This is a genomic window from Amycolatopsis marina, from assembly GCF_900111885.1.
In the GTDB taxonomy this organism is placed as follows: domain Bacteria; phylum Actinomycetota; class Actinomycetes; order Mycobacteriales; family Pseudonocardiaceae; genus Amycolatopsis; species Amycolatopsis marina.
Map to the genome: position 1 here is coordinate 19,863 of NZ_FOKG01000015.1, position 22,305 is coordinate 42,167.

Genomic DNA, 22,305 nt, shown 5'->3' on the forward strand with positions numbered 1-22,305 from the left:
TGTCGCGGTCAGAACGCGCTCATCACGTGCTTGACCCGGGTGTAGTCCTCGAGCCCGTACAGCGAGAGGTCCTTGCCGTAGCCGGACTTCTTGAAGCCGCCGTGCGGCATCTCGGCGACGAGCGGGACATGGGTGTTGATCCACACGCAGCCGAAGTCCAAGTCCCTGGAAAGCCGGAGAGCGCGGGAGTGGTCGGCGGTCCACACCGAGGAGGCAAGTCCGTAGGGAACGCCGTTGGCCGCGGTGAGGGCGTCGGCCTCGGTGGCGAAGTCCTGAACTGTGATCACCGGGCCGAAGACCTCGTGCTGGATGATCTCGTCTTCCTGCCGCAGGCCGTCGATGACCGTCGGCGCGTAGAAGTACCCGCGCTCCCCGACCCGATGGCCTCCACTGTGGACAACCGCTCGGTCCGGCAGCCGGTCGACGAAGCCGCTGACCTTCGCCAGGTGCTGCGCACTGTTCAGTGGGCCGTATGCGACATCGGGATCGTCCGGGGCTCCCGTCCTCGTCGCCCGCGCCGCGCGGCTCAGCGCGGTGACGAACTCCTGCCGCACGGACTCGTGCACCAGGACGCGGGTCGCCGCCGTGCAGTCCTGTCCGGCGTTGAAGAACGCGGCCTCCGCGATGGCGCCTGCCGCGGCCTCGATATCGGCGTCGGGAAAGACGAGCACGGGAGCCTTGCCACCGAGTTCGAGGTGCACCCGTTTGACGTCATCGGAGGCAGCGGCAGCGACCTCGGCCCCGGCCCGGACCGAGCCGGTGATCGACACCATCGCCGGAACCGGGTGCTCGACGAGCGCGCGTCCGGTGTCGCGGTCACCGCAGATCACGTTGAGCACGCCCGGCGGCAGGAACTCCGCGCAGATCTCGGCGAGCAGCAGCGTCGAGGCGGGGGTGGTGTCGGCGGGCTTGAGGACCACCGTGTTGCCCGCCGCCAGTGCGGGCGCGATCTTCCACACCGCCATCATCAGCGGGTAGTTCCACGGGGTGACCTGCGCGCACACCCCGACCGGCTCACGCCGGACGTAGGAGGTGTGTCCGGCCAGGTACTCCCCGGCCGATCGGCCCTCCAGCACGCGCGCGGCTCCGGCGAAGAACCGCAACTGGTCGAGCAGCATGGGCATCTCCTCGGCCCTGGTGAGCGCGAGGGGTTTGCCGGTGTCGGCGGACTCGACCCGGACGAGTTCGTCGACGCGCGCCTCCAGCGCGTCGGCGATGCGCAGCAGCGCGAGCTGCCGGTCCGCGGGCGTGCTGTCACGCCAGCTCTCGAACGCCGTGGCCGCGGTGCGGACGGCGCGGTCGACGTCCTCCGCTCCGCCGACGGGGGCGAGCAGGTAGGGCGAGCCGGTGACCGGATCAATGATCTCCGCGACGGTGTCGGTCGCGGGGTCGATGTACTCGCCGCCGACGAAGTGCCTGAGCTGCTGCACGGGATGCTCCTCGTTCGGGGGGCCGGTTGGGATGGCGCAAAACATATAACTCCATATTTAATATGCCAAGCCTTTCGGGCAAGATTGCTTCTATCGGGGGGCGGGCTGGCCCGGTGATGACGCAGGATGGGCAGCGGGCACACAGGCACGGAACCGAGGGAACGGATGCGCAGGCGGATCTCCCACAGCGCGCGAACGGCGATGTTCGCGCCTCTCGACCAGACCGGGCGGGTGGAGGCGGTCACCAGAAGACTGGTGGACGCGATCACCCTGGGTCTGCTGAGCGATGCCGAGCAGCTGCCCAGCGAGACCGAACTCGCCAGCCAGTTCGGGGTGTCCACGGTGACGGTCAGGGAAGCCCTGATGGCCCTGCGGCAGCAGGGACTGGTGGAGACCAGGCGGGGGCGCAGCGGCGGCAGTTTCGTCCGGGCACCGCAGGACGCGGGCGGAGGCTGGTGGCGGGAGCGCCTGCGGGCCGTGACCCTGAGCGACCTGCGCGACGTCGGCGACCACTACGTCGCGATCGCGGGCGCCGCGGCGCGACTGGCCGCGGAGCGCAGCTCGGCCGAGGACGTCGAGCGGCTCTACCTGGCCGCCGACGATCTGCGCGCCGCTTCGGGCGCGGAGGCATCACGGGCCGAGCGGCACTTTCACCTGGAGGTCGCCGCGGCCGCGCAGTCGCCCCGGCTGACCCACCAGGAGGTGCGACTGCAGGGTGAGCTGGGCGCGCTGCTCTGGTTGCCCGCCGGACACCAGGGGGCGCACTCGGCGGCACACGAGGAGCACAGGGCGATCACCGAGGCCATCGAGAAGGCCGAAGGGGACCTCGCCCGCAGGCTCACCGAGGAGCACATCCTCGAGGCGATCGACCGATTGGCTGAGTTGCATCTAGGCCTGATGGAGTCCTGAGTCCTATGCTGCTGCGACCGCTACGGCAACAAGGTGGTTCCACGTGAAGAACACGCGCACGCTGGTCGGTGACGAGGTCGTCGAGCAGGTTTCCGCACTCACCGAAGGAGTGTTCGCCCGTCTCGCACCGCTGCGCGAACGGACGCAGGCCCTGTTCGACGCGGCGGGAGGGGCCACCGGCGTCACCGGCCAGGGGCTGGCCACCCTGCGCGACCAGGTCATCCAGACCCTCGACGGCCAGGGCGGCCTCGTGGTCGGCGCCGGCTTCATCGCCGCCCCGAAGGTGCTCGCCGACCAGGAGTTCGGCTTCGAGTGGTGGACGTCGGGCAACTCCGTCGCCGACGAACGGCCGACTCAGCTCTTCATCAGCCTCGACCCCGCCAGTGACCACTTCCTCGACTACACCCGACAGTCATGGTTCACCGTGCCGAGGGACACCGGGCGCAGGCACATCACCGGGCCGTACGTGGACTACCTGTGCACCGACGAGTACACGATGACCTTCACCGTGCCCGTTCCCGCCCCGACCGGTTTCGCCGGGGTCGTCGGAGCGGACGTGTTCGTCCGGGAATGCGAACACCGGCTCCTGCCCCGGCTGCGCACCCTGCCGGGGCGTGCCGCGCTGGTCAACGCACAGGGCAGGGTGATCGTGTCCAACAGCGTGCGCCAGAGCACGGGTTCGCTCGTGCGTGAGATCGACATCCCCGCCTGGTGGAGTTCTGGCGCCGAGACCATGGACCGGGACGGGACGACACTGCGGCGCTGCGGCGACGCCCCGATCGCGTTGCTCGTCGTCGACCGCTCAGGCCGAACCCGCGACTGAGCGGTCAGCCGCCGAGCGCGGCGTCAATCGGCGAGCTCAACTCGCGGTGCGCGTCCACCAGTGAAGGCCCGTACCAGGTGAGATACCGACCGGAGACCAGTGCGTACCTGGCTCCGGGGAAGAACTGCGGACCGTCGTCCGACGTGAACTCGTAGGGCTCGTCCGGCAGCACGAGCAGGTCCGCCCGCCCTTCCTCGAAGCAGGCACGCAGCTCGTCCAGCTTCGGGCGGGGATAGCGATCGGAGTGATCCGAGTACACAGTGGACACGCCCAGTCGGCGCAACAGGTCACCGGCGAAGGTGTCCCTGCCCAGCACGATCCACGGCTTGCGCCAGACCGGAACGAGAGCCCGCGCGCGCTCGGGAAGGACCTCGCGCCACAGCTCCTCCGCGGTGACCAGCCAGTCCGGTTCGGACAGATCCAGCGCCTGGGTCAGTATCCGGCGCAGCGAGCCCAGCGCGGCGGGCACCGTCGGTGCCGCCTCCATGACCCACACCGGGAAACCGTTGGCCCGCAACCGTTGCACGTCCTCGGGCCGGTTCTCCTCCGAGTTGGCGAGCACCAGGTCCGGACTCAGTTCGATGACCTCGTCCACCTTCGGGTACTTCGAACCGCCCACACGGCGGGCGTCCAGGCCGGAGGGATGGGTGCAGTAGTCGGTGATGCCGACCAGCGCTCCGGGTGAGCTCACCTCGACGGCCTCGGTCAGCGAGGGAACGAGCGAGACCACTCGCCGCGCCTCGCCCGGGATGGCGACCTCCTCGCCGAGGTCGTCGAACAGCACCTGCCTCATGGGTTCTCCGTGGTTTCGGTGAATTCGAGCAGCACGTCACCATGACATGGGTCCGGCGCACACCAGCAACCCAGGGCCCTTCCGTTCAGTTCGCCGGAGCGCACTCGCTCGAGCAGGTCCGGCCTGCCTTCGAGGTACTCCCGGTAGTGCCGCACCATGGCCGCTCTGTCGGTCTTTCCCTCCCGGACGAACGGATTGGCGAAATCCGATTCCGGCCACGAATGCCGGTTGCCGGAGTGGCCGATGTAGACGATCAGCCCGGTCTCCACCAGCCAGGGCACGAGATTGCGGTGTGGCCCCGACTTGCGCACGTTCACCAGAACGGACCGGCCGCCCCGGACCTCCTCGGCGATGTCCCGTTCCGCCGCGCTCCACCGGTCGGCCGACTCCGGCAGATCGGGTCGTTCGATATCCGGCATCGCTGTCACGCTCGCTCGAAGGCGATCTTGCGCTTCTCCGGATCCACCGCCGTCAGCCGGACGGTGATCCGCTCCCCCTCCGGCAGGTCCACGCCCGCGCACTTGCCGATGACCGGCGGGTCCTCGATCAGGATCTCCGCCCGGTTCGCCTCGGCCCGCAGCACCACGGCGCTGAAGGTGCCACCGACGTGCTCGGCGAGGATCCACGCCTCCACCTGCTCGAGGCAGGCCTTCTCGACCCTGGCGGCCAGTGCGTCCGACGCTCCCATCAGTGCGGGCAGCTCGGACAACGCGGCACGCACCCACTGTGGCACGGCCCTGCCCGCCGTCACCGCCAGACAGACCTCGGTTGCGAAGCGGTCGACCAGCCTGCGGATCGGTGCGGTGACATGCGCATAGGGGCCACCGATTCCCGCGTGGGTGGCCAACTCGGGCGGGCTGCCGTCGAAGGCCGTGTACCCCGCACCGCGCAGCAGCCGGGTGGTGTCGGCGTAGAGGGCGAGGGACTCCGGCCTGCCCGCGTCGAGTCCCGCCAGCAGTTCGGAGACGCTGACCTCGGCGGGCCAGTCGATACCGAGCGCCCCGGCGGAGCGACGCAGCCACTCGACGGCGTCGGGCTCGGCATCGGGCAACGTGCGCAGGACGCCGACTCCCGCCTCGATCATGATCGAGGCGGCCGACATGCCGGTGAGCAGGGAGACCTCCGCGTTCCACGCCTCGACGTCGTGCCGGGGCCGCTGCGTGAGCACCCATCCGCCGTCGGTGTCGGAGCCGATTTCCTGCTCCGGCAGCTGCAGTTCCACCGCCCCCCTGCTGACGGCGAGTTCACGCCGGAGCCTGCCGAGCTCCGGCAGTGCCGCCACCGCAGGATGCGGATTGCCCGCGGTCAGCGCTGCCTGCACCGCCTCGTAGTCGAACTGCTCGGTCGAGCGGACCAGTGCCCGGCGCACCCGGATTTCGGTGGGTTCCGCGCCGCTGTCGGTGTCGATCGTCCACAGCACGGCCGGCCGGACCTGGCCGGGCAGCAGACTGGCCGCGCCCTCGGAGATCTCGGGCGGATGCATGGGCACAGTGCCGTCCGGCAGGTACAGCGTCTGTCCCCGCCTGCGGGCCTCCCGGTCGACGGCGCCACCCGGCGGCACGAAGGCCGCGAGGTCGGCGATCGCGTAGTGGACCCGGAAGCCACCGGAACGCAGCCGCTCGATCAGCACTGCCTGATCAAGATCCTTCGAGCCCGGCGGGTCGATGGTCACCAGCGGCAGACCGGTGGCGTCCTCGCGTTCGCCGTCGACGTCCACCGGATCACCCGCGACCTGTTCGGCTTCGGCCAGCACCTCGGCGGAAAAGGATTCGGGCAGGTCGAACTCCGTGCGCAGGGCGGCGAAGTCGCCGCCCGCATCGTGGGCACGGATCACGAGAGAAGCCACACGACAACCCTAACCCGGGACAGGCGCGGTATCGCCCGTTCGAGAGTAGGCCGAACGGTGTACCTTGCCCTCACCGGCAATGAAAACCAATTCCACCTTCGGCTGAATTTGGAGTCCCGCGTGAAGATTGCCTTCGTCGGGAAGGGCGGCAGCGGAAAAACCACACTGGCCTCGCTCTTCACGGCCTACCTGTCCGCATCGCAGCACCCCGTCCTGGCCATCGACGCCGACATCAACCAGCACCTCGCCGTCGCGCTGGGTGCCACCGAGGAGGACGCGGCGGCCCTGCCGACCCTCGGTGACCACCTCCCGCTGATCAAGGACTACCTGCGCGGTGACAACCCCTTGATCCCCAGCGCCGACGCGATGATCAAGACAACTCCGCCAGGACGGGGTTCACGGCTGCTGGGTCCGATGGAGGACAGCCCCATCTCCGAGGCGTGCTTCCGGGAGGTCGGCGGCGCCCGCCTCGCGGTCACCGGCAAATTCGCCGACGACGAGCTGGGCGTCGCCTGCTACCACTCGAAGGTGGGAGCCGCCGAGTTGCTGCTCAACCACCTGCTCGACGACGCGGGTGAGTACGTGGTCATGGACATGACCGCGGGAGCGGACGCATTCGCCTCCGGTCTGTTCACCCGCTTCGACGTCACCTTCCTGGTCTGCGAGCCCACCGTACGGAGCCTGGGGGTGTACCGGCAGTACGCCGAGTACGCGCGGGACTTCGGGGTCCGGCTCGCGGTGGTCGGCAACAAGGTCACCGAGGACGACGACGTCGACTTCCTGCGCGAACAACTCGGCGAAAACCTGCTGGGCTGGATCACCAGTTCCGGGCATGTGCGGGCCGCCGAACGCGGCAGGCCACGGCCGATCAGCCAACTCGAGTCGCACAATCTGGACGTGCTGGCCACGATGCTCTCCCTGGTCGACGCGAGCACCAGGGACTGGCAGCGCTACCAGGAGCAGGCCGTGGAGTTCCATCTGCGCAACGCGCGGGCGTGGGGCAACGACCGTGCTGGAGCCGACCTCGCCGCACAGGTCGATCCCGGCTTCGTCCCCGGTCCCCGCCTGCTGGCCGGCGCCCGCGAGGGCTGAGCACGCAAACCGCTACCGGTTCAGCCGCCCGGTCAGTTCCACTCGGCGTCCTCCGCGTCGGCCTTCCTGGTCCGCTCCCTGGCGATCTCCAGCGCGCGGCGCGCGGTCGCCTCGTCGGGATAGGGGCCGAGCAGGTCGATCGCACGGGACCGCTCGAGATGTTCCACCTCGCCGGTTCGCGTGTTGTAGTACCAGCCGGTGTCCGGATTCGGATCGCTTCCTGGTGCCATGCACCGAGCCTCGCACCGATCCGGCGCCGGGGCCACCCTGCGGCCACTACTCACCGGCGGTAGCGGTACGGAATCTCGGTCGGGTCGCCGGTCGGCCCGAACTGCTCGCCCTCGGCGTCAGCACCCTTGGCTTCACCGTGGTCAGCGGCGGTTTCTCCGGACTCGGGCAACTCGTCGAACCAGCCCCGCGCACCCGCGCCGGGCATCCCGACGCCTCTGGGCGGCGTGTCCGGCTCCTGCCGGGCCGGCTCGGCGGGTCGCGCCGGGGCCGGCGACGGCTCCTGCGGTCGCGGGGCCGTGTTCGGTTGCGGCGCGCTCTGCTGCGGCCGGCTCTGCGGTTCGGGTCGCTGCTCCGCCTGGGGCGTTGACGGTTGCGCCTGCCGGGCCGGCTGCGCGCGCTCCTGCGTCTGCGGTGCCTGCTTCGACTCCGCGGGTGGCGCGGGTGCCGCACTCCGGGTCGTATGCCACACCGGCTGTGGTCCGATGTTCATCGGCGCAGGCGTGCGGGGCTGCGCCGGCGGCGGTTGTGGCGGCGCAGGCTGCTGGTGCGCGGGCGGCGGAACGGGACCGGACGGCGGGGCGCTCTGCCGGGCTTGCGGGCGGGCCACGGGCGGCACGATCGGGTCCAGGCAGGACACCAGCACGGTCGTGTTGTCCGGGTCCTCGACCTTGCGACCGCTGCGCTCGCGATAGACCATGTCGCCGCCGACGTCGATCTCCACCAGGTAGCCCGCCTCGGCGAGTTGCTCCTCGTCCAGATCGACAAGTCGCTCGTATCGGGAGGGAACCACCCGGTAGATGGGCCAGGTCAGCCTGCCGTGCTGCTCGTGGAACTGCGCCAGCAGGTGGACGAGTTGCTGCTGCCACGGCAACGACATGCCCTCGGCCAGCGAACGCGGCAGCACGACGTAACCCGAGTCCACCCCGGGCCAGCCGTGCGCGAGGTAGTCCGCGAGGGGCGTGCTGGACGCGGGTGGACCCGAGGGCCGGGGCAGCTGCGGGGGACCGAACATGTTCCGCGGGTCCTCCGGGAGCTGCTGCCCCCGCGGCTTGCCCCGCTTGCCGAACTTCTTCGCCATAGTCCCTTCTCAGTGTCCTTTGGGCAAACGCGCGTCACGATCGACTCCGCGTTCTCGGGGCACTATCGCCACAAATCTCCGTTCACCAACACGCTCTCAGACGCCGGGCCGGATGGCCTGCGCAACGAGTTCGCCCTCATCCCACGAGACCGACCTGGTGTGCACCGGCACACCACTCTGCTGCGCTTCCACAATCTTCCCGTCACCCAGGTACATCGCAACATGATGAATAGTCTTCGGATTTGCCTCGTCGTAGGCCCAGAACAGCAGGTCCCCCGGCTGGGCCTCCTCGACCGGCAGCATCGCCCCCGCCTTGTACTGGTCGCGGGACACGCGCGGCAGGTTGATGCCCGCGGCCTCGTACGCCCGCAGCATCAGCCCGGAGCAGTCGTAGGAGTCGGGGCCGGTGGCCCCCCACACGTACGGTTTACCCTGCTCCCGCAGGGCGAACTGGATCGCCGCGGCCGCCGCCTTGTTCGGCGGCAGGACGGCGCCGGCGCTCTCGCCGCAGCCCGCGGCGTCGGTGACCTGCCCCAGGTTCTCCACCAGGTGGACGGCCATGGCCTCCCACTTGTGGTAGCGGTCGGGAAAACCCGAACGCTCCACCGCCTGCGCGGCGGCGCCGGGACGAAGATTCTCCCAGTCCGGGACGGCCTCGAGCACGTCGTAGAACTTGTTGACCTGGTACGGCGGGTTGGTCACCTGCTCTGGTGTGCCCCAGCCCATCGACGGCCGCATCTGGAAGATGCCGAGTGAGTCCCGGTCACCGTAGTTCAGGTTGCGCAACCCGGACTCCGTCATGCCCGCCTGGATGGCCACCTGCCACGCCCTCGGCGACATGTTCCGCTGCTTGCCGATGGAGATGATCAGCGCGACGATGGCGAGCTGTTCCTCCTCGAGATTGGCCGCGTCCGCCTCGCCGTTGCCCTGCCCCGGTTGTGAAGGACCGACCGCGGCCTCACAGCTGAGGTTGGTCACCCCCTGCGCTTCCAGCTGCGCCTGGTCACCGACGACCTTGGCGACCGTGCCCGTGGTCAGCACGGCCGCGAACACGGCGGTGACGAGCACCCCGACCAGAATTCCGATACGCATCGTCTACCCCACCCCCAGGTGGGGCGACACCGAGCACCCGCGGATCACGGCCTAGCCCGCCTCGTCGTAGTGCGCGACCCGCCAGCCCGCGTTGGTCTGCACCACGGTCAGGCTGAGCGTGGGTCCGTCGGTCGGTACCTCGGCCTCGACCGAACTGGTGAAGGCACTGGTGGCGGTGGCCTTGCCTGCCACCTTGGTGGCAGGGATGTTGGCGAGTTCCACCGTCGACATCACCGGGAGGTACTCCTCGGTGGTGTAGGGACGCAGGCCGTCCAGCCACTGCTCGACGGTCATGCCCTCGGGATGGTTCACCCACGCCGTCGCCCACTGCTCCGCGACCCGCAGCGCCGCGGGGTCGGGGTCGTCCGGCGTCGGGGTCTCCCTCGGCTCGGTCAGGCGTGTCGGCAGGGGTTTGCTGCCGTCCTGATCCGACTCATCCGACCCGGTGGTCGAGTCCCCCTCGTTCTGCGACGACTCACCCGTGGCGGCGCTCGGACCAGATCCGCTGTCACCGCCCGGCAGCTGCGGTATCACGATGCCCAGCGTCACCACGACGGCGAGCAGGACAACGAGGGTTCCCGCGAGGTGCACGGGCGAGCGCAACGGCCAGCCCCACAGTTTGCGATAGACGGCGGCCCTGCCGCGGTTGGTCCTGATCGGCATCGGCTACCCCCGCACCGCACGGTCGGTGTCCCTGAAGTCCTCCCGGACCTCAAGGCCTCGCGATGGCCGGTACAGCACGAACACCGGCTTGCCTGCGACGACCTCCGGATCCACTCGCCGGGGACCGGTCCTCGGCTGTGGAACGTCCGGGGTGTAGGCCAGCTGCGCAGGCGAACGCTGGTACCCGCCGGTGTCCGCACCGACCGCGGACATCCGGGAGGGCACCACGACGGGATCGGGGTCCTCGCCCCGGTCCCATCGGCGATCGGACACCGGCGCGGTGTCCACCCGCCTGCTCGCCGCCGCGGTGAAGCCCGCGCCCTGACCGATTGATCCGGCGGGCATGTAGTCCCCCGGCGCACCGACTCCTGGGCGGAAGGCGGGGTACTCGGCACCCGTGCCACCCGCAGGCAGCCCGGGCCGTGAACCAGGACCCGACACCTCGCCACCGGGCCACGCTCCCGACCAGGCAGCGGCGGGACGCTGCCCAGCCGCCGCGCCGTCCATTCGCTGGGCACTCGCGAACACCGTGCTCGCCTCCGGCCGGACCCGCCTGCCACCGACCGTCGCGCCGAGCGGGCCGCGCTTCTCCGCGTTGCCCGCGACGTCGTCGGTGTCGCGGACGTTCTGCCAGAACTCGTCCTGCGGTGTCGGCCCCTCCTGCTGCTTGCGGAACCGGGAGAACAGCCCGCTCTTCGGCGACGGTACGGCCGAGCCGACCATCCCGACCGACATCTCGACCATCTGCCAGAGCCGTCGTCCCGGCCTGCCGACGAGGAACAGCAGGATCGTCACCAGCCCGGCCATCACCATCTGGGTGAGCATCGACAGCGCGCTGCCCGCGTCGAAGATCGCCTGCAGGAGCAGCGCGTGCACCCCCGCGAGCACCGAGAGCACCACCAGGTTGAACGCGACGGCGCCCGCCACCTTCGCCACCCTGCGCAGGATGTCGTGGTGCAGCAGGGCGACGAGCCCGATCAACGGCGCGGTCAGGGTGAACAGCCGCACCAGCACCTGTGCCAGTAGCACGGCGGCCTTGGCGAAGAGCTGGAACAGCGAGTAGACCAGGCTCTGCAGGAAGGCCAGCAGACCGGATCCGGTACGGCTGCCGTCCTCACCGGTGAAGTACCCGGTGGCCGGGCCCAGCTGGGTGGAGATCTCCTTGAACTCCGCCTTCTTCGCGTCGACGACCGCCTGGTCGGCGTCCGCGCCGTCGCGGACCTGGGCCCAGGTGAAGGCCTGGGCGTCCAGCAACGGCCTGCCGAACTGCTCGGCCTGTGGCGCCTCCGGAGAGCCGAACTCACCGCGCAACCAGTTCTTGTAGACGACCTCGTTGTGCAGATTGGTCGGCAGCACGTGCCGGATGACCCGGTTCTCCGACTCGTCCACGAACCCGGCCTGGATGTTCGTCGTGGTCTGCACGATCGCCGAGTCGATCTCGTCGTAGAACCGCAACATCGCGAACGACGACGCGGCCAGCCACACCCCGGCAAGTGCGTACAGCGCCCGCTTGCTGACCGCGGACAGGTCACCGCGCCAGATGTTGCGGAACAACATGATCGCCAGCAACAGCGCGGCCAGCCCGAACAGCTGGCCGTAGATGTTGTTGTAGACCTTCTCCGCCCCGGACCGCACGGCGTCGTAGAGCGGGGTGAGCAGGCCACCCTTCATCACCGTGTAGTGCAGCGAGTTGGTCGCCCCGACGATGTTCTTGCCGAGGTTGAACAGCTGGTTGCCCGCCCACGTGTCGATGGTCGAGTTCGGGTCGGTGATACCGGACAACGGTCCGCAGTCGGTCTCGAACACGTGCCACACGGCACCCGCGTAGCTGTAGTCGAAGTAGGCGCTGCCCGCCTCGCCCTGGCTGTGCGCCGGGTCGAGCGCGCCGACCATCCCCGAACCAGGCCGCTCGGGGTTGGGCGCCTCGCCGCAGGCCGCGGCGGAGGCCGACGGCCCGAGGAACAGGGCCTGCAGACCGAGGATCGCGACCACCATCAGCAGCGCGGAACGCCGCTGCGTGGCCGCGCTGCGCCTGCCCGCCTTGCCCAGCACCGGCTCGCCTCGACGGCGACGCCGCCGGGCCACCTGCCAACACCGGGCGAGGAGCAGCAGCGACAGAACCGTCAACAGCGTGATCACGGCGAATCACCGGCCCCGTCGGCACAGGGGCCACCCACGTCACCTCGTGCAGGTTTGCTCATGCAGTGTCACCCGGCCTCGCTCCGCTCCGCGTGCAGGGCATTCGCCCCTCACCACAGAACTGCCCCGCGTCACCTCGTGCAGGTTTGCTCATGCCGCGTCCCGGCCGGTGCCGTTTTTTCCCGCTCCCGCATGCTGTTGCTCGCGCCCGTTCGGCGAACGCTGTTCCGGCCGCTCCGGTGGCTGGTCGTCCGGCTGCCCGCCCGGCGGCGTGTTGAGTACCTGCTCCTCGGTGAGGCCGACCTCCAGTTCGGCTGCCCGTTCGAGGTCCTCTTCCAGTTCGTTGTCGAGTTTGCCCGCGAAGTCGTCTTCCGGCGGGGCGGCGACGTACGGCCGCTGCTCGTCCTCGGGTTCGTCCGCTCCGACAACGCGCCCGCCGTCAGCGACCCGCGCGTCCTTCGAACCAGGTGTGGTGTCCATCGCGGCCCGCAGGTGCTCCAGGTGCGGCCCGGAGAAGTCCACCCGGATGCGCTCGACGCCACCGGCGCCGTCGCCGAAGATGAACTGCCTCGGTTCCCGGTCCCGATCGAGGCCCCGTTGCCCGCCGGGACGCCTGCCCAGAGCCGCGACGACCTGCTCGTAGCCGACTCCGACGGGCACCTTGAGCAGGCGCAGCGCGTCCGCTTGCGCCTCGTCGTCGTCGAGCCTGCCGACGAACACCGAGTCGAGCAGCGCCACGAAACCCTGGATCTTCAGGAAGTCCGCCGGGATCTGCGAGGACAGCAGCACCCGGACGTTCCACTTCCGGGAGTCACGGGCGAACCGGTTCATCAGGACCCGCCCGGTCGGCACCTCGGAGAGGAAGAACGCCTCGTCGATCCAGACGCCCTTGCGCAGATCCTTGGGCTTCTCGTAGACCGACCGCTGGGTCAGCCAGGCGGCCAGGTTGAGCATCTCCACACCGAGCGCCTCGGCGTCGGTCCAGTGTTCCCGGCCAACGCCGTCCTTCGGCAGGGTGAGCCCCGCCATGGTCAGCACGGTGAGCCGGTCGTCGCGGGTCTCGGAGTACGGATCGGCACCGGACTCCGGGATGAGCAGCGACATCCGCTCACGCATCTCGTCCAGGAAGTCGGCCACGACCACGGCATGCTCGTGGTGCTCGCTGGAGTCCCTGCGCAGTGCGTCGATCACCTGGCCCGGATCGGCATCGAAGCGACCACCGACCGCGCGCACGGCGCGCAGCAGGACGATCCGGGTCTGCGCCATCCGGGAAACCTCGTACGGCAGCACCCCGGCGAGCACGTCGAGCACAAGTCGGCGCCGGGTGGCGCCGGCCAGCGCGCGTTCCCGACGCCATGCCCGCTCCGGGTCCTCCTCGTCCAGGAAGTGGTCCAGCTGCGGCTCGGCCACCACCCGGTACGGATTGAGGATGCCGGGCTGGGCGTTGAGCAGGTTGATCGGCCGCGCGTAGGGCCGGATCTCCGGCAGGTCGCACAGCCGGGACAGGGGCCCCGACGGATCCAGGATCGTCCAGTGGGCCCCCGATCGCAGCGTCTTGTAGACGATGCCACCACCGAGGAAGGACTTGCCGCCACCGAGGCCGGCCACCATCGCGGTGAGGCCGGAGCCGTCCCGGATCTCCTGTGCCATCCACGGGTCCCAGGCCACCGGACGCCGGGTGGCGGTGCAGGTCTCGCCGAGCAGGATGCCCCGCCGGTCGCCGACCTCCGCGGTGGCCGTCGGCACGGACGACGCGGCCCAGACGACCGAGCCGCGGCGCATGTAGGCGGCCGAGGCCAGCGGCTCGCCGGGGATGAACTCCCTGGCCATCGCGTACTGCGCCTCGGGATGCTCGATCGCGATCTTCGGCTTGTACAGGTCGAGCAACTGCTGTGCCATGCGCAGCGCGTCGCGCTCGGTCGGCCCGGATACGGCAAGCCGCCACCAGGACCGGACCCGGGTGGCCAGCGCGGTGAATCCCGACGTCATCTCGTCGTCGATCTCCAGCACGCGAGAGGCCTGCCTGGCCAGCGACTGCGGCGGTTCCAGCTCGTGCTCGTCGGTGTAGTGCTTCACCTGCGAGCGCACCTTGTTCATCTGTCGCTGCAGCTCGCCCGCGACCTCCTCCGGCCTGCGCACGTAGATGCGCGCGGACCACTCAACCGCACCGGCGAGGCGATCGGCGTGCTGCACCCAGGGGTCGTCGACCTCCGGGATCTGCAGGCCGTGCATCTGGCCGACGGTGAGCACCGCGACGTGCCGGGACACCCCGGCGTTGGAACCGGTGCGTCCGCGCACGGTGACCGTCGGGGCGTACGGATCGGCGTGGAAGTCCGCGGCGTCGGTGAAGCTGGCCAGGTCCTCCGGCTCCCAGGCGGCGCCCGGCACGGCGGGCAGGTTGCGCGGGGCCGGCAGGCCCAGCGAACAGGACCGGTGCATCAGCCAGGACATCTCCTCGGCGTGCGCGGGCCTGCCCTCCAGCCCGGCGGAACCGATCACCTGGTCGAGGTGCTCGACCTCGGAGTCGAGCGCGGTCAGCTCGGCGTCCACGGCCTCGGGCAGAATCTTGCGCAGCAGCGGGGCCGCACGCTCCACGGCACGGTCCATCACTCCCCTGGTCTGCACCTGGACCCCGATGTAGACCTCCTTCTCCGCCATCGATCGGCCCATCAGCTGCTGCTGCTCACCGATCAGGTACTCGTCGAAGGAGAGGGCGCCGGGGCTGTCCGGCGGGCGGCCGACGGCGTTGTGGACGTGGGACTCGGCCCACATCCGGATCGGGTACGGCCGGTTGGTCACGCGCAGGTGCAGCCACCGGCCCTGCAGCTCGGCGTACTGCCCGGCGATGGCCGCGATGAGGTCACGTCGCTGCGAGTCCGACCGGAACGACCAGCGCTGCGGCGCGAGCCGGTACCAGGCGTAGACCTCGTGCCCGGTACGCAGCAGGTGCCCGTCGATGCTTCTTGCCGCGATCGAGGGGGTGTAGGTCGGTACCGACTGTTCGCCGGGCAGTCTCCTGCCCTTCTTACCCGAGTTGGCCTTCTTCGCCTGTGCTGACCTGGACTGCGCAGATCTCTGCGCAGCCTTCGACTGTGCCGGCACCGGGCGCTGCTGTGGCTGCTGTGCCTGACCAGGCTGCCAGGAACTGGCGGCCAGGGGCAGGTCCTGCTCCCGCTTCTGCCGGCTTCCGCCGCGACCGAACAACGACTACCTCCCGACCGGGGCCGGAGGCCGGCCACGGCGCGCTCGTGCTGGGCTGTGCTGGGTTCTGGGTGGTGGCGTGGCCCCTCTCGTTCTCGGCCCTCTCGTCCTCGACTTGGGTCTCGGCCGTTCGGTCCGCACCCGCACCTTGCTGGCACTGACCGCGCCGCCGGACCCGCTGGTCCGCTCACGTGGAGTTCGCAGTTCCCTGGCCCACATCGTCATGACCGACCCGAGCGGGCGCTCGTGGCTGATCTTGGCGGTGATGAACCTGGTGATGACGATGGTGATGACGAAGGCCCAGGCCGTCGAGAAGAAGCCGAAGCTGAAGCCCATCTGCCGTTCGACGGTCAGCACCAGCAGGAACACCGGAACGCCGACGCCCCACGCCACGTACCTGGCCCGCCACGGAAAGGTGGCCTTCGGCGGGCCGAGCCATACGGCATCGACCCGGTAGACGTCGTCATCGGTTCGGATTCGCAAGGCCGAAGCACCTCAGCCGGTGAACAGGCCGGCGATCCATTCGCCGACGTCGACACCCGCGCCACTGACCGCGAGGCCGATGATCGCCAGCGCGACCACCACGCCGGCCAGGCGGCGCATGACTCCGGCGTTGTCGCCCTTGCCGCCGCCCAGCCAGAGCAGCAGCAGCGCCACGGCGAGCAACACCAGCGGAACCACGTTGTCGAGCAGCCAGGTGCGGACGCCGCCCGTTCCGAGCTCGCCGTCCTGCGCCAGTGCCGCAAGGGTCATGATCGTCATCGCTTACTCCAAGTTGCGCGGAGCGTGGTTGTGCGGGGCGCACGGTCGTGCACCCCACTGTGGTTCCAACACTTGCCAGTTCCAACACTTGCCGTGTTCACAGAACATCATGGCGTTACAAGGGGTAGTGGTCAAAGGGCCCTTCCACACCTGAGGGCTTCTTGCCCAGCGCGCACTACGGCCGATTCTTCCTCAACTGGTCGCTCTCCATCATCACCGTGAATCCACTCAGTATCGAGGCACTCCACCCGGATTTCGTAGTGTGCCGATGGACTCACCCGGTCGCGAGGATCCAACTCACTCTGGGTATCCGGCATTCGGCGTCAATGCGATGCAACCAGTGAACCATGCCCCGAAAGGAGGCCGCATCGGCCTCTGCCCGGTGACCGACCGCATTGTGGGCTGGCGGTAAAACGATCAACCGAAGGAGAAGGGAAAACAGTTCGGGTGCCGCCCCGCTCGCCGTTTTCGTCACCGTGAGTGATCAAAAACTGATGTGGAGGAATTTGCTTTCCGGAAACGTCCCGGTCAGTCAGCGACCGGCGAAGACGCCGTCCGGGAAGGCCCCCGCGGCCACGGCGGTCCGGCTCAGTGCCCGCCCGAGATCGTGCAGGCGCTCGGCCTTCTCCCCACCGAGGAGGGACCACGGCACAGCGGCAGCGCGGTTGGTCACGGCCTCGACCTCGCTACGCAGAGCGGCGCCCTGCTCGGTCAGCGAGCCGTCCTCATCGAGCAGTCCGGCCTCCCGCAGGTGCTCGACCGCGCCCGCCCACTGCTCGTCCGACCAGCCACGCAGTTTCTTCGCGATCGGCTCGAGGAAGCCCTTGCCGGTGGCGGTGTGGCTGACGATGGCGGTCAATCCGTTGAATCCGGCCGCGATGAGCGCCGCGATGTGCCCGTCGCCCCGGAACTCACGCAACAGCGAGACCGCGTGCCAGAGCACGAGGTGCGGTTCCTCCGGCCATTCGAGGTCGGCGTGGGCGGCGTACAGCGGGCGGCCCTCCGGCAGACACCCCTCGGCGGCCTGCCTGGCCAGCTTCGCGGCCTCGTCGAGTTCGCCTGAGGTGATCGTGTCCTCGCCGAGCAGCCTGCGCAGCGCGGCATCGGCGGCGGCGAAGCGGGCCTCGAGAACCCGCTCCGGTGTGGCCAGCGTCCAGGCACGCGGAATGTGCCGGGCGACCAGTTCGGGATTGAAGTTGAAGAAGGTCGCGGCCACGAGGCCCGCGCCGACCGCGCCCATCGGGGCGGATCGGCTGGCGAAGTACCCCATCCGGCCGGGCCGCAGGCCGGCTTCGGTGTAGCGCTCTTCCGCCTCAGGCGCGAAGTAGATCATCGAGTGGAGGGGCTCCAGCACGCGATTGCACCGGAAGGCGACCTTGCTCGCATCGTCCTGATCCATGGTCATCAACCTACCGGAGGGTACGACACGTAACGGCACTTTCCCGGGAAAGTGCCGTGTGTGCACGCGCAAGTACCGCACTTTCCCGGGAAAGTGCGAGGGGGCGCGGACGAGCTGGCATGTAAGCCGGATCCTGTCCACGCGGTGCGCCGTAGCGGCACCGCGATGGGCGGCCATCCATCTCGGCCTGCCGTCGCCGACAGGCTCTAGCGGCCTACCCGCAGGCATCGGACGGGCCGTCCTCGAACGCCTGCGCAGGAGCGTGAACTCCCTCTTGGCCTTGCTCCGGGTGGGGTTTACCGAGCCGCCCCGGTCACCCGGGGCGCTGGTGGTCTCTTACACCACCGTTTCACCCTTACCCGCCGCTCGCGCGGCAGGCGGTCTGTTTTCTGTGGCACTGTCCCGCGGGTCACCCCGGGTTGCTGTTGGCAACCACCCTGCCCTGCGGAGTCCGGACTTTCCTCGAAACCGCGCCGAGACGCGGCGTCGCGACCGCCCTGCCAGCTCGTCCGCACCGTCCAGGGTAGCGACCGACCGGCCCGGACACCGGGATGACCCCTTCAGCTCAGGTGGGAGGTGTCGTTCACCAGGCGGACCGAGGCGTTGCCGTCGGGATAGAACTCGACCACCGACAGCGAGGCCAGGTCCAGGTGCAGCCGGAACAGCAGTGAAGGGCCCGCGTCCAGACCCATCCGGAGCAGCGACTTGATCGGCGTGACGTGGCTGACGACGACGATCGTGCGACCCCCGTAGGTCGCCAGCAGTTCGTCGCGGGCGCGGCGCACCCTGCGGTGCACGGCATCGAAGCTCTCGCCGTTCGGTGCGGGCACCGAGGGGTCACCGAGCCACTCGCGGTGCAGGTCCGGGTCGCGTTCGGCGGCCTCGCCGAACGTCAGTCCCTCCCAGTCCCCGAAGTCCGTCTCCAGCAGGCCGGGGTGCGTGCTCACCCGGCCGCCGAGCGCGTCGGCCACCGCCTCCGCCGTCTGCCGTGCCCTGGTGAGCGGCGAGGCGATGATCGGCGCCGCCTCCCCGCCGATGACCAGGCCGTCCATCGAGGCGAGCCGCTTCGCGGCCGCGGCCGCCTGCTGCGCGCCGGCATCGGTCAGCGACACGTCCCCGCGCCCGGAGTAGCGCCGGTCCACTGACATCGATGTCTGGCCGTGGCGCAGTAGCAGCAGCCGGGTCGGTGTCCCGGTCGCGCCGGACCAGCGGACCGGGGCCCGGTCGGGGTCCGGGTCCGGGTCGCCGAGCTCGGCCTGCCGCGCCACCTCGGCCGTGTGTTTCGGTGCGATCCCGGCCTGGGTGTCCATCGCCTCGTTGGCGAGCCGGTCGGCGTGGGCGTTGCGGGCACGCGGGATCCACTCGAACCGCACACGGTCGAATCCGGCCATGAGTTCCCGTGCTCGTTGCGCGAGCGGCTGCAGCGCGGCGTTCTTGATCTTCCAGCGGCCCGACAGCTGCTCGACGACGAGCTTGGAATCCAGCATGGCGTCCACTGTGGACGCACCGAGCTCGGCCGCCGCCTCCAGCCCGGCGATGAGCCCTTGGTACTCGGCCACGTTGTTGGTGGCGATACCCAGTCCCTCGCTGCGCTCGGCCAGCACCTCGCCGGTCTCGGCGTCCTTGACCACGGCGCCGTACCCGGCAGGGCCGGGGTTGCCCCGGGAACCCCCGTCGGCCTCGACGATCACCCGATCCGTCACAGGTCCCAACTCACAGACCCGATTCCAGCGTCCGACAGCATCCAATGGTGCGGACCTCCTCCGCAGACCCGACCCAACCCACACTCATAGGCCTGACTCCAGAGTCCGCACGAGAATGGCACCGCAGTTGTCGCAGCGGACGACGTCGTCCTCCGCCGTCGTCTTGATCTCGGCGACGGTGTTGCGGTCCAGTTCCAGCTGGCAGGCGCCGCACTTGCGCGCACGCAGCAGGGACGCGCCGATGCCCTTCTGCGCCCGCACGCGCTCGTAGAGGTTGAGCAGGTCTTCGGGGAAGCGGGGTACGAGGGCGGTGCGCTCGGTGGTACGCCGAGCCTCCGTTGCCTCCAGATCCGCGAGGACGTCGTCGCGCCTGCGGGCCGCTTCGGCGAGCTGCTGCTCGGCCTTGTCGACCTCCGCGCCGGTGCGCTGGGCGTCGAGTTCGAGCGCCTCCCGGCGTTCCATCAACTCCAGCAGGTCGTCCTCCAGCGCGGACTGCCTGCGCTCGAGCGTCGCCAGCTCGTGTTCGAGGTCGGTCAGCTGCTTCGGCGAGACGGAACCGGAAGCGAGCAGCTTGCGGTCCTTGTCCTCCCGCGCCCGCACGGACTCGACCTCGCGCTCCTGCCGCGCCACGTCCCGGTCCATGTCCGAGGCCGACGTCTGCACGGCCACCAGCGCGTCCTTGCGCTCCCGCAGGGTCTTCTCCACCTCGGCGATCTCGGTCAGCTCGGGCAGCGTGCGACGGCGGTGCGCGATACGGGACAGCTCGGCGTCGACCTTGGCGAGGTCGAGCAGCTGCCGCTGCACGGCTGGATCTGCCTTCACTTTGTGTTCTCCCTCAACCGGCTCGAACGTTCCACGGATCGGTGCTCCGCGTGGAGATGTGGACCTCGACCGTACCCGCCGTGGCCGCGCCGATCACCGTCGAGGCTTGCCCGCACCAGGGCCATTCGCTGGCCCAGTGCGTGAGCCCGACCAGAGCGGGAACCCGGCCGACGGATTCGAGGTGCTCGCCCGCGGGGTGGTGGCGCAGGTCGGCGGTGACGTAGGCGTCGACACCGGCGGCGGTGGCCGCTCCGAGGTAGCTGTCCCCTGCCCCGCCCGAGACGGCAACAGTCCTTATCGGACGGTCGGGGTCGCCCGCGCCGAGCACCCCCGGCTCGGTCGTGGGCAGGGCCTGGGCGACCCGCTCCACGAACGCCCCGAACGGCTCCGGCTCCGGTAGCTCACCGATCCGGCCGATGCCGGTCGCGCCATGTTCGGTCGAGGTGTGCGGAGACAACGGGGCGAGCACCCGCAGGCCGATCGCCTCGGCCAGCGCGTCGGACACGCCTGGGCTGGCCGAGTCCGCGTTGGTGTGCGCGCAGTACAGAGCGACGCCAGCACGAATCATCCGGTGGACGAGGCTGCCCTTCGTGCTGTCGGCGGCGACACCGTGCACACCACGCAGCAGCAGGGGGTGGTGCGCCACGATCAGCTGCGCGCCGAGTTCGATCGCCTCCTCCACCGTCTCCCGCACGACGTCGACGCACACCAGGACGCGCCGCACGGGCTCGGCGGGATCACCACAGACCAGGCCGACCGCGTCCCAGGACTCGGCGAGTTCGGGCGGGTAGGCGGTCTCCAGCGCGGTGACGACATCGGACACGGTGGCGGCCCCGGGTGCTGACTCGGACATGCCGCCGATCTTTTCATGCGCGGTCCGGCTGACGGCCCCGGCGCCGATCAGCGCCACCCCTCGCGTCTGTCGGCACGGAGATACTCGGCGGGATGTCCGGGGAGACTGTCAGAGACGTGGTCGACCGCGCGACCGAATGCGCAGGTTGACCATGGAGGCCCCGCCCTTCCCCAGGGCTGACTGTCCCTCCGTGTCTCATTCCGCTAGTTCGACCTGGCCGCCGACCTGTAGTGCCTTCAGGTCTCCCTCGAACGTCAGCCGTTCGGGCCCTGCGGGGCTTCCTGCACGCTCACCACCGTGTGCGGGGAGAGTTCGTCCTGCGGGGTCCGGAGGCCAACGACCGAAGGCCTCGGGTCGGTTTCGTCGTCATCTTCAACGACAGCACCGCCCCCATTCACCACGCGAGCATCAGCAACCTGCGAGGACCGATCGAGATTTCCTCTGACAGGCTCGACCCTCGGGACTACACCCACATCCCGAAGAACCAGGCCAAGACCTTCGAATCCTCCGAGTTGCTCTCGGACAACCTGCGAGAGGCAATCCGGAAAGCACTCGATTCCAGTAGCTTCCAGGTCACGATCCGGTTCATGGATACCAACCATCTCTGGTGGTCTCGGACGGGCCTGGGTGACCCAGTACGCACCGACGCACTGGGCAACCTCCTGTAGGCCGCGCTAGCGCGCGTCCTTGTCCGGCAGCCAGCGCCAGAACCTCCGACCTCCGCGTCCGATCCCCCGTGCCACCCACCTCACGGCCCACCAGGCCGACCGAGCGACCGGGGCGAAGCGGCTCGGCTTCGATTCTACGCGCCGCTCGGGTGACTTGAAGCCGCTGTAGGGCTCGACTCGGATCACCCGGTGTTGCGGAAAGGTCTGCGCTGCGTCACGTTCCGTGAGCGCCTCGATGATGTGATGCTGTGGCTCGTCGTCGTCCCACACCATGGGCTTGAGCACCACTCGCCACAGCCGATACATGCTTGCCTTCCGTTGGTCTCGTCGGAGACCGGATCTTCCTACATCTCCGAGTCGATGACTACGCGCCAGGTCCGCCGCCGGACAAGCGCGGCCAAGTCCTCCAGGATCCGGGCAAGCTCCTCGCCCTTCTCGGGGGTGACGCGCTCGGCCGGGAGGTCGTGGGCCACGTCGTCCAGCAGCCATTGGGTCTGCCGGATGAGCACGGCCAGGGTGGCGTCATCCGGCGCGGTCACCGCTTCCCCTCCGGCTGGTCCACGACGGCCCGCCCCAAGCCGCGGACAAGACGGGCCGCCGTGAGATCGGGGTGCAGCGCGCGGCAGGTGGGGCACACGGGCGCGTCGGGAGCGCGGTCATAGACCGAGGGAGTGAGCAGCCAGCCGCACGCGGAGCGCGCATAGCTCCAGGCCCCGGACCGCTCCCACGCCAGCACAGCGTGCCGCTGCTGACCGACGGTCGCCCACCGTGGACCTCTGGCGGTGCTCACGCTGACTCCGC

General features: G+C 69.7%; 23 protein-coding genes and 1 other RNA gene. 4 read left to right on the forward strand and 20 right to left on the reverse strand.

Translation table 11 applies throughout. From position 1 onward, the window contains the following. Window positions 1-8: 8 nt before the first annotated feature. Window positions 9-1,430, reverse strand: coding sequence for a gamma-aminobutyraldehyde dehydrogenase (locus tag BM199_RS22830; RefSeq protein ID WP_091675362.1), 1,422 nt, complete (start codon window positions 1,428-1,430; stop codon window positions 9-11). Window positions 1,431-1,595: 165 nt separating this feature from the next. Here BM199_RS22830 and BM199_RS22835 point away from each other — a divergent pair, with 165 nt between their 5' ends. Both BM199_RS22835 and BM199_RS22840 read left to right on the forward strand, forming a co-directional pair. After that, a complete protein-coding gene (locus BM199_RS22835) occupies window positions 1,596-2,339 on the forward strand; it encodes a FadR/GntR family transcriptional regulator (RefSeq protein ID WP_091675481.1) in 744 nt (247 codons plus the stop codon). A gap of 43 nt (window positions 2,340-2,382) precedes the next feature. Further along, window positions 2,383-3,162 carry a cache domain-containing protein gene (locus tag BM199_RS22840; protein WP_091675363.1) on the forward strand — a complete coding sequence of 260 codons (780 nt, stop codon included), beginning with the start codon at window positions 2,383-2,385 and terminating at the stop codon, window positions 3,160-3,162. A 4-nt stretch (window positions 3,163-3,166) separates the two neighbouring features. On the opposite strand, the gene BM199_RS22845 is transcribed toward BM199_RS22840, so the two are convergent. Genes BM199_RS22845 through BM199_RS22855 form a run of 3 tightly spaced genes read right to left on the reverse strand, consistent with a single transcriptional unit; the run spans window position 3,167 to window position 5,789 of the window. Continuing rightward, window positions 3,167-3,955, reverse strand: coding sequence for a helical backbone metal receptor (locus BM199_RS22845; RefSeq protein WP_091675364.1), 789 nt, complete (start codon window positions 3,953-3,955; stop codon window positions 3,167-3,169). Continuing rightward, window positions 3,952-4,374, reverse strand: a complete 423-nt coding sequence (locus BM199_RS22850) for a DUF4326 domain-containing protein (RefSeq protein WP_091675482.1) — start codon at window positions 4,372-4,374, stop codon at window positions 3,952-3,954. Before BM199_RS22850 ends, BM199_RS22845 begins: the two co-directional genes overlap by 4 nt. A 5-nt stretch (window positions 4,375-4,379) precedes the next feature. Beyond that, the gene (locus tag BM199_RS22855; protein WP_091675365.1) at window positions 4,380-5,789 is read right to left on the reverse strand and encodes an RNB domain-containing ribonuclease; all 1,410 of its coding nucleotides are present in this window, start codon (window positions 5,787-5,789) and stop codon (window positions 4,380-4,382) included. 132 nt (window positions 5,790-5,921) lie between these two features. On the opposite strand from BM199_RS22855, the gene BM199_RS22860 reads away from it, so the two are divergent. After that, a complete protein-coding gene (locus BM199_RS22860) occupies window positions 5,922-6,893 on the forward strand; it encodes an ATP-binding protein (RefSeq protein WP_091675366.1) in 972 nt (323 codons plus the stop codon). A gap of 32 nt (window positions 6,894-6,925) precedes the next feature. Here BM199_RS22860 and BM199_RS22865 read toward each other — a convergent pair whose 3' ends face one another. The 13 genes from BM199_RS22865 to BM199_RS22925 all read right to left on the reverse strand — a co-directional run bounded on the left by BM199_RS22865 (window position 6,926) and on the right by BM199_RS22925 (window position 20,836). After that, window positions 6,926-7,123 carry a hypothetical protein gene (locus tag BM199_RS22865; RefSeq protein WP_091675367.1) on the reverse strand — a complete coding sequence of 66 codons (198 nt, stop codon included), beginning with the start codon at window positions 7,121-7,123 and terminating at the stop codon, window positions 6,926-6,928. A 50-nt stretch (window positions 7,124-7,173) separates the two neighbouring features. Then, window positions 7,174-8,202, reverse strand: a complete 1,029-nt coding sequence (locus BM199_RS22870; RefSeq protein ID WP_091675368.1) for a hypothetical protein — start codon at window positions 8,200-8,202, stop codon at window positions 7,174-7,176. A 96-nt stretch (window positions 8,203-8,298) separates the two neighbouring features. Then, window positions 8,299-9,294, reverse strand: coding sequence for a C40 family peptidase (locus tag BM199_RS22875; protein ID WP_091675369.1), 996 nt, complete (start codon window positions 9,292-9,294; stop codon window positions 8,299-8,301). A 51-nt stretch (window positions 9,295-9,345) separates the two neighbouring features. Beyond that, the gene (locus BM199_RS22880) at window positions 9,346-9,957 is read right to left on the reverse strand and encodes a hypothetical protein (protein ID WP_091675370.1); all 612 of its coding nucleotides are present in this window, start codon (window positions 9,955-9,957) and stop codon (window positions 9,346-9,348) included. Window positions 9,958-9,960: 3 nt separating this feature from the next. Further along, window positions 9,961-12,096, reverse strand: coding sequence for a magnesium transporter (locus BM199_RS22885; RefSeq protein WP_091675371.1), 2,136 nt, complete (start codon window positions 12,094-12,096; stop codon window positions 9,961-9,963). 150 nt (window positions 12,097-12,246) lie between these two features. Then, window positions 12,247-15,300 carry an ATP-binding protein gene (locus BM199_RS22890; RefSeq protein ID WP_091675372.1) on the reverse strand — a complete coding sequence of 1,018 codons (3,054 nt, stop codon included), beginning with the start codon at window positions 15,298-15,300 and terminating at the stop codon, window positions 12,247-12,249. Between the two features lie 3 nt (window positions 15,301-15,303). Further along, window positions 15,304-15,780: a hypothetical protein gene (locus tag BM199_RS22895; protein ID WP_091675373.1), complete on the reverse strand. Its 477-nt coding sequence runs from the start codon at window positions 15,778-15,780 to the stop codon at window positions 15,304-15,306. Between the two features lie 12 nt (window positions 15,781-15,792). Beyond that, window positions 15,793-16,059 (reverse strand): hypothetical protein, encoded by a 267-nt coding sequence (locus BM199_RS22900; RefSeq protein WP_091675374.1) that lies wholly within the window; start codon window positions 16,057-16,059, stop codon window positions 15,793-15,795. Between the two features lie 532 nt (window positions 16,060-16,591). Next, window positions 16,592-17,458 (reverse strand): SCO6745 family protein, encoded by an 867-nt coding sequence (locus tag BM199_RS22905; RefSeq protein WP_091675483.1) that lies wholly within the window; start codon window positions 17,456-17,458, stop codon window positions 16,592-16,594. Window positions 17,459-17,564: 106 nt separating this feature from the next. Continuing rightward, window positions 17,565-17,966, reverse strand: an RNA gene (rnpB, locus tag BM199_RS22910) — RNase P RNA component class A. 52 nt (window positions 17,967-18,018) lie between these two features. Beyond that, complete coding sequence (locus tag BM199_RS22915; protein WP_177242750.1) at window positions 18,019-19,161, reverse strand: bifunctional RNase H/acid phosphatase; 1,143 nt, start codon at window positions 19,159-19,161, stop codon at window positions 18,019-18,021. An 84-nt stretch (window positions 19,162-19,245) separates the two neighbouring features. Then, the gene (locus BM199_RS22920; protein ID WP_091675375.1) at window positions 19,246-19,983 is read right to left on the reverse strand and encodes a zinc ribbon domain-containing protein; all 738 of its coding nucleotides are present in this window, start codon (window positions 19,981-19,983) and stop codon (window positions 19,246-19,248) included. A 13-nt stretch (window positions 19,984-19,996) separates the two neighbouring features. Further along, window positions 19,997-20,836 (reverse strand): Nif3-like dinuclear metal center hexameric protein, encoded by an 840-nt coding sequence (locus tag BM199_RS22925; protein WP_091675485.1) that lies wholly within the window; start codon window positions 20,834-20,836, stop codon window positions 19,997-19,999. 299 nt (window positions 20,837-21,135) lie between these two features. Between BM199_RS22925 and BM199_RS22930 the strand changes: the two genes are divergently transcribed. Then, complete coding sequence (locus BM199_RS22930; protein WP_091675376.1) at window positions 21,136-21,504, forward strand: hypothetical protein; 369 nt, start codon at window positions 21,136-21,138, stop codon at window positions 21,502-21,504. 6 nt (window positions 21,505-21,510) lie between these two features. Here BM199_RS22930 and BM199_RS22935 read toward each other — a convergent pair whose 3' ends face one another. From BM199_RS22935 to BM199_RS22945, 3 genes are read right to left on the reverse strand one after another with little or no spacing between them, the layout of a single operon-like run. Then, window positions 21,511-21,810 (reverse strand): hypothetical protein, encoded by a 300-nt coding sequence (locus tag BM199_RS22935; protein ID WP_091675377.1) that lies wholly within the window; start codon window positions 21,808-21,810, stop codon window positions 21,511-21,513. A gap of 38 nt (window positions 21,811-21,848) precedes the next feature. Next, window positions 21,849-22,043: a hypothetical protein gene (locus BM199_RS22940; RefSeq protein WP_091675378.1), complete on the reverse strand. Its 195-nt coding sequence runs from the start codon at window positions 22,041-22,043 to the stop codon at window positions 21,849-21,851. Then, entirely contained in the window at window positions 22,040-22,294 is a 255-nt protein-coding gene (locus BM199_RS22945) for a hypothetical protein (RefSeq protein WP_091675379.1), read from the reverse strand. Before BM199_RS22945 ends, BM199_RS22940 begins: the two co-directional genes overlap by 4 nt. Window positions 22,295-22,305: the final 11 nt, after the last annotated feature.

Coding starts and splice junctions, on each gene's coding strand:
- BM199_RS22835 (WP_091675481.1), top strand. CDS start 1,596: ATGCGCAGGCGGATCTCCCACAGCGCGCGAACGGCGATGTTCGCGCCT.
- BM199_RS22845 (WP_091675364.1), bottom strand. CDS start 3,955: ATGAGGCAGGTGCTGTTCGACGACCTCGGCGAGGAGGTCGCCATCCCG.
- BM199_RS22850 (WP_091675482.1), bottom strand. CDS start 4,374: ATGCCGGATATCGAACGACCCGATCTGCCGGAGTCGGCCGACCGGTGG.
- BM199_RS22865 (WP_091675367.1), bottom strand. CDS start 7,123: ATGGCACCAGGAAGCGATCCGAATCCGGACACCGGCTGGTACTACAAC.
- BM199_RS22870 (WP_091675368.1), bottom strand. CDS start 8,202: ATGGCGAAGAAGTTCGGCAAGCGGGGCAAGCCGCGGGGGCAGCAGCTC.
- BM199_RS22875 (WP_091675369.1), bottom strand. CDS start 9,294: ATGCGTATCGGAATTCTGGTCGGGGTGCTCGTCACCGCCGTGTTCGCG.
- BM199_RS22880 (WP_091675370.1), bottom strand. CDS start 9,957: ATGCCGATCAGGACCAACCGCGGCAGGGCCGCCGTCTATCGCAAACTG.
- BM199_RS22900 (WP_091675374.1), bottom strand. CDS start 16,059: ATGACGATCATGACCCTTGCGGCACTGGCGCAGGACGGCGAGCTCGGA.
- BM199_RS22905 (WP_091675483.1), bottom strand. CDS start 17,458: ATGGATCAGGACGATGCGAGCAAGGTCGCCTTCCGGTGCAATCGCGTG.
- BM199_RS22925 (WP_091675485.1), bottom strand. CDS start 20,836: ATGTCCGAGTCAGCACCCGGGGCCGCCACCGTGTCCGATGTCGTCACC.
- BM199_RS22935 (WP_091675377.1), bottom strand. CDS start 21,810: ATGTATCGGCTGTGGCGAGTGGTGCTCAAGCCCATGGTGTGGGACGAC.